Source organism: Bosea sp. Tri-49, assembly GCF_003952665.1.
Lineage (GTDB): Bacteria > Pseudomonadota > Alphaproteobacteria > Rhizobiales > Beijerinckiaceae > Allobosea.
In genome coordinates this window covers 1,447,471-1,462,662 of the sequence record NZ_CP017946.1, presented here as the reverse complement: position 1 = coordinate 1,462,662, position 15,192 = coordinate 1,447,471, and the positions used below count along the sequence as shown (strand labels likewise).

At 65.3% G+C, this 15,192-nt stretch carries 13 protein-coding genes; 9 read left to right on the top strand and 4 right to left on the bottom strand.

All coding sequences use genetic code 11. The features are described from left to right. Window positions 1-34 precede the first annotated feature (34 nt). Genes BLM15_RS07085 through lptF form a run of 3 tightly spaced genes read right to left on the bottom strand, consistent with a single transcriptional unit; the run spans window position 35 to window position 4,890 of the window. Entirely contained in the window at window positions 35-2,569 is a 2,535-nt protein-coding gene (locus BLM15_RS07085; RefSeq protein ID WP_126111673.1) for an LPS-assembly protein LptD, read from the bottom strand. A 36-nt stretch (window positions 2,570-2,605) separates the two neighbouring features. Beyond that, window positions 2,606-3,694 (bottom strand): LPS export ABC transporter permease LptG, encoded by a 1,089-nt coding sequence (gene lptG / locus BLM15_RS07080; RefSeq protein ID WP_126111671.1) that lies wholly within the window; start codon window positions 3,692-3,694, stop codon window positions 2,606-2,608. Further along, entirely contained in the window at window positions 3,694-4,890 is a 1,197-nt protein-coding gene (lptF, locus tag BLM15_RS07075; RefSeq protein WP_126111669.1) for an LPS export ABC transporter permease LptF, read from the bottom strand. Before lptF ends, lptG begins: the two co-directional genes overlap by 1 nt. Before the next feature lie 182 nt (window positions 4,891-5,072). On the opposite strand from lptF, the gene BLM15_RS07070 reads away from it, so the two are divergent. The 5 genes from BLM15_RS07070 (at window position 5,073) to BLM15_RS07050 (ending at window position 8,725) form a co-directional block, all read left to right on the top strand. After that, window positions 5,073-6,566: a leucyl aminopeptidase gene (locus BLM15_RS07070; RefSeq protein ID WP_126111667.1), complete on the top strand. Its 1,494-nt coding sequence runs from the start codon at window positions 5,073-5,075 to the stop codon at window positions 6,564-6,566. 46 nt (window positions 6,567-6,612) lie between these two features. Further along, on the top strand, window positions 6,613-7,065 hold the full coding sequence (locus BLM15_RS07065; protein ID WP_126111665.1) for a DNA polymerase III subunit chi: 453 nt from the start codon (window positions 6,613-6,615) through the stop codon (window positions 7,063-7,065). Next, on the top strand, window positions 7,062-7,472 hold the full coding sequence (locus BLM15_RS31595) for a hypothetical protein (RefSeq protein ID WP_206438614.1): 411 nt from the start codon (window positions 7,062-7,064) through the stop codon (window positions 7,470-7,472). The genes BLM15_RS07065 and BLM15_RS31595 overlap by 4 nt, the downstream gene beginning before the upstream one ends. An 82-nt stretch (window positions 7,473-7,554) precedes the next feature. Continuing rightward, window positions 7,555-8,025, top strand: coding sequence for a nuclear transport factor 2 family protein (locus BLM15_RS07055; protein ID WP_236846596.1), 471 nt, complete (start codon window positions 7,555-7,557; stop codon window positions 8,023-8,025). A gap of 280 nt (window positions 8,026-8,305) precedes the next feature. Continuing rightward, window positions 8,306-8,725, top strand: coding sequence for a DUF2314 domain-containing protein (locus BLM15_RS07050; RefSeq protein WP_164547421.1), 420 nt, complete (start codon window positions 8,306-8,308; stop codon window positions 8,723-8,725). Window positions 8,726-8,732: 7 nt separating this feature from the next. On the opposite strand, the gene BLM15_RS07045 is transcribed toward BLM15_RS07050, so the two are convergent. Beyond that, the gene (locus BLM15_RS07045; protein WP_126111661.1) at window positions 8,733-10,598 is read right to left on the bottom strand and encodes an ABC-F family ATP-binding cassette domain-containing protein; all 1,866 of its coding nucleotides are present in this window, start codon (window positions 10,596-10,598) and stop codon (window positions 8,733-8,735) included. Window positions 10,599-10,789: 191 nt separating this feature from the next. Between BLM15_RS07045 and BLM15_RS32125 the strand changes: the two genes are divergently transcribed. The 4 genes from BLM15_RS32125 to proS all read left to right on the top strand — a co-directional run bounded on the left by BLM15_RS32125 (window position 10,790) and on the right by proS (window position 15,181). Beyond that, complete coding sequence (locus tag BLM15_RS32125; protein WP_257791806.1) at window positions 10,790-10,921, top strand: hypothetical protein; 132 nt, start codon at window positions 10,790-10,792, stop codon at window positions 10,919-10,921. A 92-nt stretch (window positions 10,922-11,013) separates the two neighbouring features. Beyond that, entirely contained in the window at window positions 11,014-13,152 is a 2,139-nt protein-coding gene (locus BLM15_RS07040) for a methyl-accepting chemotaxis protein (protein WP_126111659.1), read from the top strand. Window positions 13,153-13,192: 40 nt separating this feature from the next. Continuing rightward, window positions 13,193-13,693 (top strand): pantetheine-phosphate adenylyltransferase, encoded by a 501-nt coding sequence (gene coaD / locus BLM15_RS07035; protein ID WP_126111658.1) that lies wholly within the window; start codon window positions 13,193-13,195, stop codon window positions 13,691-13,693. Between the two features lie 144 nt (window positions 13,694-13,837). Then, the gene (gene proS, locus BLM15_RS07030; RefSeq protein WP_126111656.1) at window positions 13,838-15,181 is read left to right on the top strand and encodes a proline--tRNA ligase; all 1,344 of its coding nucleotides are present in this window, start codon (window positions 13,838-13,840) and stop codon (window positions 15,179-15,181) included. Window positions 15,182-15,192: the final 11 nt, after the last annotated feature.

The following is a 15,192-nucleotide window of genomic DNA, read 5'->3' as shown; positions in this document are numbered from 1 at the left end:
TCAATAACCTTCGGAAACGCCGGCAACGGCGCCATCAATTGCTGGACGCGACACCGTCGCCGGAGCTGCTCGTACCCAGGTTCTGCGAATAACTGATCTCGCCGAGCGTGCGCAGCTCGAGGCGGAACATCACCGTCCGCGTATCCTTGGTCGAGCCCGCCTGCCTGTCGGCATAGGACTGCGAATAGGACACGTCGAAGATCGTGCACTCATCCTGATAACGCAGGCCCAGCGAAGCCGCCGCCGTCTGGAATGGGCCGGTGTTCGGATAGACCGGGTTCGGGGTGCTGGCAGGGTTCGCCATATAGAGCGACAGCGCATCGCGATAGCGCTCGCGATCGTACTTGAATTTGTCGAGGTCGAACAGAACGCTGCCGCGCACGCTCCAGTACTGGGCGAACGAGACGGACTGGGTGAGGCTGAGACCTTCGCGGCGGCGCGGGATGCCGAGGTCGGGCTGCGGTTCGTAGCGGCTGTAGCCGACTGTCGTCGACAGGAACTTGTAGCTGAAGGCCGCGGAGGCATCGACGCGCTGCGGCTCGAAGGTCGATTCGTTGAAGCGTCCACCGGCCTGCAGCAGCAGACCCTTGAACGGCTGGAGCTGTGCCTTGGCGACATAGTCCGAGCGGCGGGTGTCCAGGCCCGAGTTGAGGCCGGTGTTGGTCAGGTCGCCGCTGGAATAGGAATTGCGGCCGCCGAGATGATAGGACTGTCCGAACAAGGCGTTGGCATACGCGTCCTGGCCGAACGTGCCGCTATAGCGCAGGCCGATGTTCGCCCGGCTGCCGCCCTCGACCCGATCGTATCCGGAAAATTTGTTCCATTCGAACAGATTGGTGTCGTCGAAGACGAGACTCTGCGAATCTTCGTTGGCAACGCGCAGGCTGTTCGTCTCGTTCGGGCGCGCCACGACCTGCGCGACCGGCTCGAGGATGTGCGTTCCCCAAGAGGTCGAGGCGACGAACGGGAACCGGTACATCAGGCCGATCGCCGGCATCGCTCGTCCAAACACCTCGTCGGAGGTGTCGGCGATGGTGTTGACATGCGTGTTGGCATAGCTGGTCGTGTTCGGGTTGAGGGAGAACACGTCCGCTCTCAGCGAGGCGTAGGGCGTCCAGACCTGACCGATCGGATCGACGAAGTTGCGCCGCCAATCGACCTCGGCGGTGGCGCGCGCGATCGAGCCAGCGAGGCCGGTCACGAGGCATTGCCCCTTCTGATAGACCGCGCAGCCATCGAACAGTGAATAGCTCGGCGTGTTGATCAGGAAGGTCTTCTGGACCGGCAGTTCCTTGAAGGAGGCCGCCTCGCGGGTCAGATGCGTCAGATTGACGGTGAACGACAACTCACCGCCGATCATGGAAGGCTTGTGGACCCGCCGGTTGTAGTCGACGACCGGCCCGACCACCGGCTGCTGCTTCTGCCAGTCGTAATAGGTCAGCGGCTGGAAGTAATAGCCGCGCATATCGAACCAGGCGTTCGCCGTCTGGCCGTTGAGCGAGACGGTCGAGGTCGATTCCTGCAGATAGGTCGAGGCCGTGATGCTCTCGCTGCGGATCCGGTAGTTCTTGAAGAAGAACCGGTCGGTCGCTGCCGCGACGTCCCAGCTGAAATTCCAGCGCGGGTTGATGAACACCTTGCCGGAGCTCTCGACCGAGCCGCGGAATGTGTCGTCACCGGCGCCGAAGGGGCTTGATAGGAAAGCCTCCTTTTCCTGCTGGAAAATACCGGCGGCGCGGATGTTGTACGAGCCGTTGACGAAACGATGCCGCCACTCGACCTCGCCGAGCAGGCCCTGGCGCGAGAGATAGGTCGGCGTCACCGTCAGATCGTAGTTCGGCGCGAGATTGATGAAGTAGGGCAGGCCCACGCCATAACCGAGCGCCGAGGTGTTGATGAATTTTGGCGCCAGGAAGCCGGTCTTGCGCTTAACGGTCGCGTCCGGCCCCGACATGAACGGGATATAGGCGATCGGGATGCCGGCGAACTCCAGCCGGGCCTCCTCGTAGTAGATCATCTGCTCGGACTTCTTGTGGATGATCCGGGCAGCGCGCACCTGCCAGAACGGCGGGCGCTCGGGTTGATCGACGCAAGGCTCGCAGGCCGTGTAGATGCCCTTGTCGAAGACGAAGACCTCGCCATCGGTGCGCTCGGCGCGCGGTGCCGAGAACCGGGTCTTGTCGGTGTTCACCACGCGCAGCGAATCGATGAAGCCGTCGCGAAAGTCGTCGGTCAGGTTGAAACGGTCGCCGGTGATCACCGTGCCGTTGGATTCGGTGATGCGGGCGTTGCCGGTCGCGACCACGCGCTTGCTCTGGCGGTCATAGACGACGCGATCTGCCTCGATCGTGCGGCCCTGATAAAGAATCTGGACGTCGCCGACCGCGGAAACGGTGTTGTTGTCCTTGTCGTAGACGAGCTCGCGCGCGTCGACGACCATGCGCTCCTGCGGCTTGGCCGCCGGAGTTTGGGCATAGGCCAGGCTCGTCCAGCCGAGGACCGGGGCAAGCGTCGTTGCCAGCGCGGTCGCAGCTGCAAGGCGCGTGATGCGTCTTACGCCGGAAGCCATGAACTCAATCCAAAATTAACCATAGCCACCGTATTCTCAGCCGTCTTCCTGATGGAGAAGGGCGAGCGCGCCGAGCAGTGTCCCCACGATCGCGGGCAGCCAAGCGGCCACCGAGGCATTGACGATGCCCGATGAGCCCAATTCCTCAGATAACTGTGTCGCCACATAGAGCATGAACCCGGCCGCGACGCCACCTACCACCAATCTGGTCACACCACCAAACCGGAAAAATCTTAAGGAAACGGATGCCGCGACCAAGATCATGGCGATCAATAGCAGCGGCCGCGCCTTGAGCGATTCATAGCGCAGTTCGTAGCGCGTCGTATCGAGCCCGGCCTTGCGGGTCCGATCGAGAACGGCCGGCATCGACCAGAACCCGACAGAATCGGGCGGCGTGAAACTTTGTCGCACCTGGTCGGGCTCCAGCGTCGTCGCGATCAGGTATGTCGAGTAGCTCTGTGGCTCTTCCGTGGCGGAGGTGACCCGAGCCTCCGACAATTCCCAGTAGCCATGATACAGCACAGCCTGTTTCGCTTCGATGCGCTCGCTGAAGCCACCGTCGGCGGAAAAGGTGAAGAAGGCGACCTGAGCGAGCCCCACGCCGTCCCCCAGCGCCGCGGCGGCGCGGATGATCGCCTGGCCGTCCATGCTGCGCTGGCGGAGCCAGATTTCCTTGCCACCGACGATCTGCCCCGTCCGGGCGAAGAGCGAGGCCTCGAGCGCGGTCGCGCGCTGCTTCAGTTCGGCGGCGACCGGGTTGTAGATTCCGATCGAGACGAGGCCGACCGCGCCTGCGACCAGCGCCGCCGGCTGCAGGAACTGCCAGGCGGAGATGCCGACCGAGCGGGCGACGACCAGCTCCAGCTTCCGGCTGAGGTTGAGCAGGGCGAACATGCCGCCGAACAGCACCGCAAATGGGAATATCTGCTCGGCGACCGAGGGCGCGCGGTAGAGCGCGAGCTGGATGATGCTCGGCGTCGTCGCGGTTGGGGAATCGCCGGCGCGCCGCATCAGCTCGACGAAGTCGAGCGTCGCGATCAGGAAGAAGAAGGTGCCGAACACGCTCAGGATCGCGCGCAGGAAGCGCTGCGTCAGATAGCGGCCGAAGGTCTGGAACAGCAGCATCAGGCGCGCCGGAAACGTGCTGCGAGGGCAATGAAGGGCGCGATCAGCGGCTCCGTCAGCTGGTCGATGAGAACACGCGTTCGTGAGCCGAAGCCGATGGCGAAAGCGGACAGGAGGATCGTTCCGATCGGCAGGATGTAGAGCAGGGCGGCCGCGAGGGGCGAGCGCACGCTGGCGGTCCAGGCGGCATAGGCGCCGATCCTGATGGCGCCGACCAGAAGGATGGCGATCTGGATCGCGGCGGCGCGGCCCTGGCGGGTGGTGCGCGCCTCGCCGAGGATGGCGAAGGCGACCAGCATGAAGGCGATCGGGTAAAGCGGCGCCGAGAGGCGGTTGTGCAATTCGGCCCGGAAGCGGCCCTCCTGGATCTTGTAATAGGGCTCGTTCGGATTCTGCATCAGCAGCGCCCAGGTGGTGCGCTCGCGCGGCTTGTAGATGACCTTGTCGCCGTCACCGCTGCCGCCGGCGGGGCCGTCGGAATCGCCCGTCAGCGCGGAGAGATTGAGTGCATAACGCTCGAACGAGATGATCGAGCTTGAGTTCTGGTTGCGGCTCTCGCGCTGGATCGTGCCCTTCTCCAGCATCAGGAAGCTATTGCCATCGGCCTCGGCCGATTGGCCTCGCTCGGCGATGTAGACTGCGGGCTGGTTGGGGTCGCGCCGGTCCTGCATGAAGATGCCGAGCAGAGCCTGCCCCTGCTTCTCGCGATAGTGGAAGGTGACGCCGGAATCGAGCGAGACGAACTGGCCTTCCTTGATCACGTTGGCGACGAAGTCGGCGCGGATCAGCGTAATGAGGTCGCGTAGCGCCCGGAAGCCCGCCGGCATCACCCCGAGCGACATCCAGCCGACCAGCGCGGAGGTTATCAGGGTCAGCACGATGAAGGGTCGCGTCAGCCGGCGCGGGGGCACACCCGCAGCGTTCATCACGATCAGCTCGGAATCGCTGTTGAGCTTGTTGAGCGTGTAGAGCGTCGCCATGAACAAGGCGACCGGCGCGATGCCTGCGATCAGCGCCGGCAGCGAGAGCAGGGTCACGGTGAAGAAGATCACCAGCGTCTGGCCCTTGCCGGTGATGAGGTCGACCTCGCGCAGCGCCTGCGTGACCCAGATCACGCTTGTGAGACCGACGAGCAGAATCACCGCCGCACCGGCGGCGATCTTCAGGATATAGCGGTCGAGAAGTCCGAAACGCACGCGGTGACGATCCTGGGGCCGACGGTGTTTTAGTGAAGGCGCTCCCCTTGGACGGCTCGCCTCGAACTCCCTATGGTATAGCTTCGATCATGGCGCAAACGGGAATCGTTTGTGGCCTTTGCGAGCCCCGACCTCGGTCGGCTCCGTCCGCCAACCCTTCTCCCGCAACCCGTGAGCCTTCGATGTCGCAGCGCCTGAAGCTTGAGGTCAAAGCCCTGAACGCCATTGCTGGAGGGGATCTCGTCATCCTCGTCTCGGACAGGCTGGCGCCGCCCAAGGCGGCAGAGGATTGGATCGGTGCGGGCGCCCATGCCCTGATCGCGCGCGCGGCCGCAGCCGAGCGCTTCAAGGGCAAGGCGCTCTCCGGATCGACGCTGCTCGCGCCGGACGGTGCCGGCTACGAGCGCCTGATTCTGGTTGGAACTGGCCCGGCGGCCGATCGGGACAAGCTCGATTTCGCCGCGCTCGGCGGGGCCATCGCCGGCCGGCTCGGCCACGGCCGCAGCGCCGACATCGTTACGGCACTGCCCGAGGGCGAACTCTCCGCCGATGAGGTCGCCGAAATCGCGCTCGGCCTGCGACTGAGGAGCTACGTCTTCGATCGCTACAAGACCAAGAGCCGGGACAAGGACCAGTCCGAGCCCAAGGCCGTGACCCTGCGCGTCGCCGACCCGGCCGCGGTCAAGAAGGCGCTGAAGGCGCGCGAAGCCATCGCCAATGGCGTCGAGCTTGCTCGCGATCTCGTGAACGAGCCGCCGAACGTGCTCTTCCCCGAAGAGTTCGCCGAACGGGCCGGCAAGCTCGAGAAGCTTGGTGTCGAGGTCGAGATCCTCGACGAGAAGGAGCTGAAGAAGATCGGCATGCGGGCGCTGCTCGGCGTCGGCCAGGGTTCGCACCGCGAGAGCCGCGTCGTGGTGATGCGCTGGAACGGCGGCGCCAAGGGCGACAAGCCGGTCGCCTTCGTCGGCAAGGGTGTGACCTTCGACACCGGCGGCATCTCGATCAAGCCGGCCGGCGGCATGGAGGACATGAAGGGTGACATGGCTGGCGCTGCCTGTGTCACCGGCCTGATGCAGGCGCTTGCCGCCCGCAAGGCGAAGGTCAACGCCGTCGGCGTGATCGGCCTGGTCGAGAACATGCCGGACGGCAAGGCCCAGCGGCCGGGCGACATCGTCACCTCGCTATCGGGCCAGACCATCGAGATCATCAATACCGACGCCGAAGGCCGGCTCGTCCTCGCCGATGTGCTCTGGTACACGCAGGACCGCTTCAAGCCGGTTTTCATGGTCAATCTGGCGACCTTGACCGGCGCGATCCTGGTCGCGCTGGCGCAGGAGAATGCCGGGCTGTTTTCCAACAGCGACGAGCTGGCGGAACGGCTCGCAGCCGCCGGAAAGGCGACCGGCGAGACGGTGTGGCGCATGCCGCTCGGCGCGGCCTACGACAAGATGATCGATTCCAAGTTCGCCGACATGAAGAACTCGGCCGGCCGCCATGGCGGCTCGATCACCGCCGCGCAGTTCCTGCAGCGGCATGTCAACGACACGCCATGGGCGCATCTCGACATCGCCGGTACCGGCATGGGCTCGCCGAACAGCGAGACCAATCGGTCCTGGGGTTCCGGCTGGGGCGTGCGCCTGCTCGACCGGCTGGTGACGGATCACTACGAGAGCTGATTCGAACTCTGAGCCGAGGCTCGCAAAGGATTGTGCTGACTGCATAATGGCCGAAGTCCTGTTCTACCATCTGCAGGGACGTCCGCTCGAGCAGGTCCTTCCGACCCTGCTTGAGCGCTCGCTCGCCCGGGGTTGGAAGGCGGTGGTGGAGGTGTCGAGCCGCGAGCGCCTGGCCGCGCTCGACGATAAGCTCTGGACCTATGCGGACGAATCCTTCCTGCCGCATGCGGCGGCATCCGAGCCGGACGCCGCCGCCAATCCGATCGTGCTCACCACGGCCAGCGACAACCCGAACGGCGCCCAAGTTCGCTTCTGTGTTGACGGCGTTCGCATTCCGGACGCATTGGACGCTTACGAGCGCGTCATCCTGATGTTCGATGGCGACGATCCCGATGCGCTCGCCTCGGCACGCGAAGATTGGAAAAAACTGCGGACGCTCGGCGTCGCCGCCACCTATTGGCAGCAGGACGAGACCGGCCGCTGGGAGAAAAAAGCGTGAAAGTTCCTGTTGCCCTGGCCCTGGCGGCTGCTCTGGCCGGCTGTTCCGTCGATATGGGCGGATTTTCCTTCGTATCCGATGAGCGCGGCACCCGCAGCAGCAGTGCCTCGGCGCGGGTCTCGACGCAGGAGGCGTTGCTGACGCCGGAGGGCGAATGCAGCGCCGATGTCTCGCTCGATCCGGCGACGCGGCCCCTGCCGAAGGAGATCGCTGTCGGAATCACTGAATGCGAGCTTGTCAGGCTCAAGGCCAAGCGGCCGACGGACGTGCTGATCGGCGACAACGGCAAGGGCCAGCGCGAGGTGCAGGTGCTCTATTCCGAGCCGGCCAATCGCGAGATCTACATGTTCACCGACAATCGGCTGAGCCGGATTGTGAAGCCGGGACAGCCTGAGCAGCAGGGCTGACGCTCGCCAGCTTGTGAACGCCCGGTTCGTCCGGGCTCCGCTAAGCGATCTGATCTGCTGTCTGCGTAAGGATGGATCGCCAATGCTCGTATCGCTCGCCCGCTGGAGCCGCATCGCCCTCATGGCGCTTGCGGTCGCATTCGTCACGCCAGCCGCCGCGCAGCCGGCTGCAACTGCGGATACGGCGGCGAATAAGGCGCTCGTGCTGGGGTTCTGGCGCAACGTCTTCGACGCGCAGGACTGGGCCAAGGCCAAGGACTACCTGTCTGAGGACTATATCCAGCACAATCCCAATGTCGCGAGCGGACTGAAGGGGTTCACCGACTATTTTTCCAAGCTGTGGCCGGCGCCGAAGCTGGCTGGGAGCGTGGTCGAGACGCAGTTCGCCGCCGTTCTGGCTGAAGGTGATCTCGTCCAGCTGATGATGCGCCGCCCGCGCCCCGAACCGGCCGACGCGACCAAGACCTATGACAGCTATTGGTTCGACCTCTTCCGCGTCAAAGACGGCAAGATCGTCGAGCATTGGGATTCGGCGCTGAAACCCGCCAAATGACCGATTGACGAAGCTGGAGAGCGCTCAGGCGCCGCCAACTTATCGCTCAACATCTCTTCGGCCGCGGTGAGCGCGTCGGTCAACCCGAGCAGCAGGGCTGACGCGCGTTCATCGCGCGAGGAATCCGCCTCTGATGCGACCAAGGCAACCGTTCGATCGATTGGCTCGTTGATGAGGTGATCGGAGCGGGCGATCGCGCAGAGACGGGAGTGTCGAGATGCAGCTTCAACGGCAGAGGCGGGTGGTATTCGGTGGCCTTGGGCTTTTGGGCGCTGCGCTCATGGCCTCGCCCGCAGCGGCTCAGGTTGTCGATTTCCGCTCCTCCGACCGCGAGATGAACCGCGCGATCGAGCAGGCACGCAACACGTTGCCGGACTTTGTCGCGCTCTATCGCAGCGGCAAGGGCGAGCGTCATGCCGTGAAGGTCGCGATCCCCTATGACCGAGGGCGCGAACATATCTGGATGAACCTGACGGCCGTTGAAGGCGACGTCTTCGTCGGCAAGATCGCGAACGATCCCGTCCATCTCGACAATCTGAACCGGGGCGACGGCTACCGGGCCGGCAGCGCGATGGTCAGCGACTGGAACTATATGTCGGGCGGCCAGATGTACGGCAGCTATACCACCCGCGTCGCGATCAAGAAGCTCACCCCGACGCAGGTCAGGGAACTCGGCCTCAAGCTCGCGCCGCTGCCCTGAGAGCGCCTCAGGCGCTCTCCAGCTCCTCACTCAGCATCAGCCATTCCTCCTCGGCAGCGACCAGCGCCTCCGTCAGTTCGCCGCGCTGGCGCGAGAGCAGCAGCGCCTTGTCCGGCTCGCGGGCGAAGGCGCCGTTGGCGAGCGCGCCGTCGACCTTCTCGATCAGCCCGGTCAGCTTGGCGATGCGAGCCTCCGCCAGATTGAGCTTCTGCCGGAGCGGCCCGAGCGCCTGGCGCTTCGCCGCCGCGCCCTTGCGTTCCTCAGCTTTGCCCGCTGCTTCAGGATCGGACTTGCTGCGCTGGGCCGGCTTGTCGCGACCGAGCACGAAGTCGCGATAGTCGTCCATGTCGCCGTCGAAGTTCTTCACCGTGCCATCCCCGACCAGCCAGAGCCGGTCAGCGCAGGCTTCAATCAGGAAGCGGTCGTGGCTGACCAGGATGACCGCGCCGGGGTAGTCGTTGATCGCCTTGACCAAAGCGGTGCGGCTGTCGATGTCGAGATGGTTGGTCGGCTCGTCGAGAATGAGCAGATGCGGGCCGCCAAAGGTGGCGATGCCGAGCATCAGGCGCGCCTTCTCGCCGCCGGAGAGGTTCTTGACCGGCGTGTCGGCCTTGTTGGCGGGAAAGCCGGTTTGTGCGGTACGGGCCCGCACCCTGGCCTCGGGAGCGTCCGGCATCAGCTCGCGGATATGGCCGACGGGCGTATCCTCCATGCGCAGCTCATCGAGCTGGTGCTGGGCGAAATAGGCCGTCTGCAGCTTGGAGGAGCGGCGCATCTCGCCCGAGAGCGGCGCAAGGCGCCCGCCGATCAGCTTGCAGAAGGTCGACTTGCCGTTGCCGTTGGAGCCCAGCAGGGCGATGCGGTCGTCCGGCGCCAGCGACAGGTTGAGCCGCGACAGCACCTTGCGCTCGCCGTAGCCGGCGCTGGCGCCCTCCAGCACGACCATAGGCGGTGAGAGCGGCCGCTCGGGGGCGGGGAAATTGAAGGGCTGCACGTCGCGATCCTGAACGACCGCGATCTCCTGCATCTTCTCCAGCCGTTTGACGCGCGACTGGGCCTGGCTGGCCTTGGAAGCCTTGGCCTTGAAGCGGTCGACGAAGGATTGCAGGTGCTTGCGCTCGGCGTCCTGCTTCTCGCGCGCCTTGGCGAGATGGGCCTGCTTCTCGGCCCGAAGCTTCTCGAAATCGCTGTAGCCGCCGCGATAAATCGTCAGCTTGCCCTGGTCGAGATGCAGGATGTGGTCGACGCAGGTGTCGAGCAGTTCGCGATCGTGGCTGACGACGAGAACGGTGTGCGGATAGCGCTCGAGATAGTCGTAGAGCCAGAGCGTGCCTTCGATGTCGAGATAGTTGGTCGGCTCGTCGAGCAGCAGCAGATCGGGCTCTGAGAACAGCACGGCGGCGAGCGCGACGCGCATGCGCCAGCCGCCCGAGAAATCGGAGCAGGGCCGCTGCTGCGCCGCCTCGTCGAAACCGAGTCCATGCAGCACGGTCGCGGCACGCGCCGGCGCGGAATGGGCGCCGATATCGGCAAGCCGGGTTTCGATCTCGGCGATCCGCATCGGGTCGGTCGCAGTCTGCGCCTCCTTCATCAGCGCAGCGCGCTCGATATCGGCGGCGAGCACGACCTCGATCAGCGTTTCGGGCCCGCCGGGAGCCTCCTGCGCCACCCCGCCGATGCGCATTCCCTTTGGCAGGGCGACATTGCCGCCTTCCGGAGAAAGATCGCCGGTGATGATGCGGAACAGCGTCGTCTTGCCGGCGCCGTTGCGACCGACGAGGCCGACGCGCGAGCCGGTAGGCAGGAAAGCACTGGCCTTGTCGAGCAGGAGGCGCTCGCCGAGGCGATAGGTGATGTCGTTGAGGGTCAGCATGGCGAGCGGGGTTTAGCGCGCTTTCGATCCGTCTGGAAACGGCAGAAGGAGAGAAATGACCGGGATCTGTGCGCGGCGTTTTGGCTGCCTTTGGGGCAGGGCCACGATTTCTCCATGTTTCCGCCACGGCATGGCCGGGCGCTCAGCGCAGGCATGGGCTGGGGTAACGCACTGATTCGCAAAGAGGATCCATGCAGTTCGGCTCTCTGGTCCGGCGCCCGCGCCGGGTATCGCTCGCAGCCGTCGTCGTCGCGCTGCTCACTCTGGTCCTCGGGAGCGCCGCGGCGCTCGCCGCCTTGGCGCCATTGCCCGGCGCCTTGTGAAGCGATTGCGGCGCGTTGCACGCTTCAAGCAACGTTAACTGCACTCGTGTTGGGTCTCCTGGCGCAGTCGACGCCGGGCGGAGACCTGATTCGTGTTCAGCCTCAGAATCAGGCTTCCTATCGCGATGCTGGCATTGGCGTTGCTCGCGGCGCTGGCTGTCGGCTCGTCCGCTTATCTTGCCGTGTCGAGCTGGGCGCAGGGCGCAGTGCGCGAGCGCATGCACACTCTGGTCGAAAGCCATGTCCGGGCCATCGAGCGCCGCTGGTCCCAGCTTCGCGCAGAACTTGCCGTCCAGGCGCGCAGCGCCTTCACCGTCTCGGCGCTCGACGAGATCGGCAAGTGGATGGAGCTCGGCCCGCACGACTACAAGAGCATCCTTGGCCACTATCAGGGTGATGGCTCGCTTTCGCTGGCCGAACGCATCGCCCGCACCGGCCGCGAGCATCAGCACGGCTACTCCTGGCGGCATGTGCCGATCCACGAGACCTATGCCGCGGCACTGAAGCAGTTCAACTACGCCGATATCTATCTCGTCTCGCGCAAGGGTCGGGTGGTCTACAGCGTCACTAAGGGCTCCGAGTTCGGCCGTCTCCTCAGCGAGGAGGATCTGGCCGGCACCGGCCTCGCCAGATCCGTCGAGCTGGCGCGGGGTAAAGCTGCCGGGGAGCAGGTGGTGCTCGACTTCGCGCCCTATGATCCGGCCGGTGGTGAGCCGCGCGCCTTCCTGGCCGCTCCGTTTTATGATGCCGAAGCCGGGACTGGCCAACAGCTGGGCACGATCGTCATCGCCGTCGATACGCGCCTGATCGACGATGTGCTCGCCTTCAACCCGGTCGGCTCCAGCGCGGAACGGGTTTTCGTCGTCGGCTCCGATGGCTTCATGCGCTCCAATCCGGCGCTGCGGCGCGACGGCGCTTCGCCACGCGAGACGCTCGACCGGAATCGCCTGACCGGCCAGCCTGAGAACGCGCTCATCAGCATGGTCAGCCATGACGGTCGGGCACTGGTCGCGAGCGGGGAAGAGGTCGTGATCGGCGACTGGCGCTGGCTGCTCTGGCTGACCGCTCCCCAGGACAGTGCCTTCGCTGTCGTCGGTAAGATCCGCAGCGCCGTCGTCTCCGCCGGCCTGCTGGTCCTGCTGCCACTGTTTGGCATCGCGATTCTGCTCGGCTGGTCGGTGGCCCGCCCAATCGCGCGGCTTTCTGACAGGCTCGCCGGCGTCGCCGCGGGCCGGACGGAGGAGGAGATTCCGGGAGCCCGGCGTCGCGACGAGATCGGCGGCATCGCCAAGTCGATCGAGCTGATCCGCGAAACGCTGCGCGGCGAGGCGCAACGACGCGAGGCCGAGCAGGAGACGCGCCGGGCAGAGGCCGAGCAGCATCGCCGCACCCTTTTGGGCGAACTGGCGAGCGAATTGGAGGATTCGGTGCGGACCGTTTCGGCCTCAGTCTCGGTTTCCGCGAAAACCCTGGGAACCACGGCGCACCAGCTTGCCGAGGGCGCGCGCGAGGCCCAGGAAGGCGCCGCCGACACCGATCATTCGACAAGCAACGCAATCCGCAGCGTCACGTCGATCGAGCGCGCGGCGCAGGACCTGCTCGGCGCCGTCGACGCTTTGGCCGCCGAGGTGCGTTCCTCGGATGCAACCGCTGGCCGGGCGCGCGAGCATGCGGATTCGGTGAGTCGGATCGTCGACAGCCTGTCCAATGGCGCTGAGCGTGTGTCGGAAGTGGTCGGGCTGATCTCGGCGATCGCCGGCCAGACTAATCTGCTTGCGCTCAACGCCACCATCGAAGCGGCCCGCGCCGGCGAGGCGGGCAAGGGCTTTGCGGTCGTCGCCAGCGAGGTGAAGTCGCTCGCGACCCAGACCGCCAATGCGACGCAGGACATCGCCCGCCAGATCGAGGCGATGAACCAGGCGACCGCCGCGACCGTCGAAGGGATCGCCGGGATCCGCGCCTTCGTGCAGGATCTGAACGAGGCGACGCGGCGGACCAGCCAGACCATGCAGCGCCAGCACGCGGCGACCCATGCCATCGCCGCCGAGGTCCTCGCCGCGACGCAGGAGATCGTCCTGATCGGACAGGCGACCAGCCAGGTCGCGCTCGCCTCGCGCAACACCGCCGGTGCCTCCGATGCGGTCCTGAAGGCGGCGAGCGAACTGACCGCGCTGACCCAGGCGCTGACCGCTCGGGTCGATCATGTCATTGACGAGCTGCGTGTTGCCTGAGCGCCTTGTCGTGGGCGCCTGCGTTGGCTAACGCTTTGGCATGAGCCACACAGCTTTCTATGCAGGATCGTTCGACCCCGTCACCAACGGCCATGTCGACATGATCGAAGCCGCTTGCCGGCTGTGCGACAGGTTGATCCTCGCCATCGGCATCCATCCTGGAAAAACGCCGATCTTTTCCGCCGATGAGCGCGCCGAACTGCTGCGCGCCATCGCTGGTCCGGTCGCGGCCGAGTTCAAGACCGAGCTTGAGGTGACCACCTTCGCCGATTTGACGATCGACGCGGCCAAGCGCGCCGGCGCCACTATCCTGGTGCGTGGCCTGCGCGACGGCACCGATCTCGACCTCGAAATGCAGCTAGCCGGCATGAACCACACCATGGCGCCCGGCCTGCAGACCGTACTGCTGCCCTCGACGCCGCAGGCGCGGCACATCACTGCGACGCTGGTGCGCCAGATCGCCGCGATGGGCGGCGACGTCTCCGCCTTCGTTCCGCCAATCGTCAGCGACAGGCTGAAGGCGAAGTTCGCCAAGCACTGACACGCCGCCTCACGGCAATGCGATGTGCATTTGCCTGAATGCGATCTGCATTAGCGTTTGCAATTTGCAAACGCCGATGGTGTCTCTGGACTGACCTGACTCGGTGCGCTCGTCCTGGCGCACCGCCCCTCGACGAGTGTTCCGATGCGCCTGTCCCGCTATTTCATGCCGATCCTGCGCGATACGCCCAAGGAAGCGGAGATCGTCTCGCACCGGCTGATGCTGCGCGCCGGCATGATCCGCCAGCAATCGGCGGGCATCTACTCTTGGTTGCCGCTGGGCCTGCGCGTCCTCAACAAGATCAGCGCCGTGGTCCGCGAGGAGCAGAATCGCGCCGGCGCCATCGAGATCCTGATGCCGACCATCCAGTCGGCCGATCTCTGGCGTGAGAGCGGGCGCTACGACGCCTATGGCAAGGAGATGCTGCGGATCAAGGATCGCCACGACCGCGAGATGCTGTACGGCCCGACCAATGAGGAGATGGTCACCGAGATATTCCGGTCCTACGTCAAGTCCTACAAGGACCTGCCGCTCAACCTCTACCATATCCAGTGGAAGTTCCGGGACGAGGTCCGCCCGCGCTTCGGCGTGATGCGCGGCCGCGAGTTCCTGATGAAGGATGCCTATTCCTTCGATCTCGACCAGGCCAGCGCTCGCCATGCCTATAATCGCATGTTCACCGCCTACCTGCGGACCTTCGCGCGGCTCGGCCTGAAGGCGATCCCGATGCGTGCTGATACTGGCCCGATCGGCGGTGATCTTTCGCACGAATTCATCGTGCTCGCTTCGACCGGCGAAAGCGAGGTCTTCTGCCACAAGGACTATCTCGACTTCGCGACACCGGCCGCCGACACCGATTTCGACAGCATCGAAGGCCTCCAGGGCATCGTCGACAAATGGACGAGCCTCTATGCCGCGACCGAGGAGATGCACGAGAAGGCAGCCTTCGAGGCTATCCCCGCTGAAAGCCAGGTTTCGGCGCGCGGCATCGAGGTCGGCCACATCTTCTATTTCGGCACCAAGTATTCCGAACCGATGGGCGCGACCGTCGCCGGCCCCGACGGGCAGCTGGTGCCGGTCCATATGGGCTCCTACGGCATCGGCCCGAGCCGTCTCGTCGCCGCGCTGATCGAGGCCGGTCATGACGAGGGTGGCATCGTCTGGCCCGACGAGATCGCGCCCTTCGACATTGCCGTGCTCAACCTCAAGACCGGCGATGCCGCGACTGACGGTGCCTGCGAGCAGCTTTATAAGGGGCTCGCCGCCAAGGGCTACGACATGGCCTATGACGACCGCGACGAGCGCCCGGGCGGCAAGTTCGCCACCGCCGACCTGATCGGCATTCCCTGGCAGATCATCGTCGGCCCGAAGGGGCTGGCCGAAGGCAAGGTCGAGCTCAAGCGCCGCGCCGGCGGCGAGCGTGAACTGGTCTCGCTCGAGGCGGCGCTGGCGCGCTTCCCAGGCAAGGGCGCGGAGACGAACGCGTGAGCGGAGGAGGG

Coding starts and splice junctions, on each gene's coding strand:
- BLM15_RS07065 (WP_126111665.1), top strand. CDS start 6,613: ATGGCCGAAGTCCTGTTCTACCATCTGCAGGGACGTCCGCTCGAGCAG.
- BLM15_RS32125 (WP_257791806.1), top strand. CDS start 10,790: ATGCAGTTCGGCTCTCTGGTCCGGCGCCCGCGCCGGGTATCGCTCGCA.
- BLM15_RS07055 (WP_236846596.1), top strand. CDS start 7,555: ATGCTCGTATCGCTCGCCCGCTGGAGCCGCATCGCCCTCATGGCGCTT.
- lptG (WP_126111671.1), bottom strand. CDS start 3,694: ATGCTGCTGTTCCAGACCTTCGGCCGCTATCTGACGCAGCGCTTCCTG.
- coaD (WP_126111658.1), top strand. CDS start 13,193: ATGAGCCACACAGCTTTCTATGCAGGATCGTTCGACCCCGTCACCAAC.
- BLM15_RS07045 (WP_126111661.1), bottom strand. CDS start 10,598: ATGCTGACCCTCAACGACATCACCTATCGCCTCGGCGAGCGCCTCCTG.
- BLM15_RS07085 (WP_126111673.1), bottom strand. CDS start 2,569: ATGGCTTCCGGCGTAAGACGCATCACGCGCCTTGCAGCTGCGACCGCG.
- BLM15_RS07050 (WP_164547421.1), top strand. CDS start 8,306: ATGGCCTCGCCCGCAGCGGCTCAGGTTGTCGATTTCCGCTCCTCCGAC.
- BLM15_RS07070 (WP_126111667.1), top strand. CDS start 5,073: ATGTCGCAGCGCCTGAAGCTTGAGGTCAAAGCCCTGAACGCCATTGCT.
- proS (WP_126111656.1), top strand. CDS start 13,838: ATGCGCCTGTCCCGCTATTTCATGCCGATCCTGCGCGATACGCCCAAG.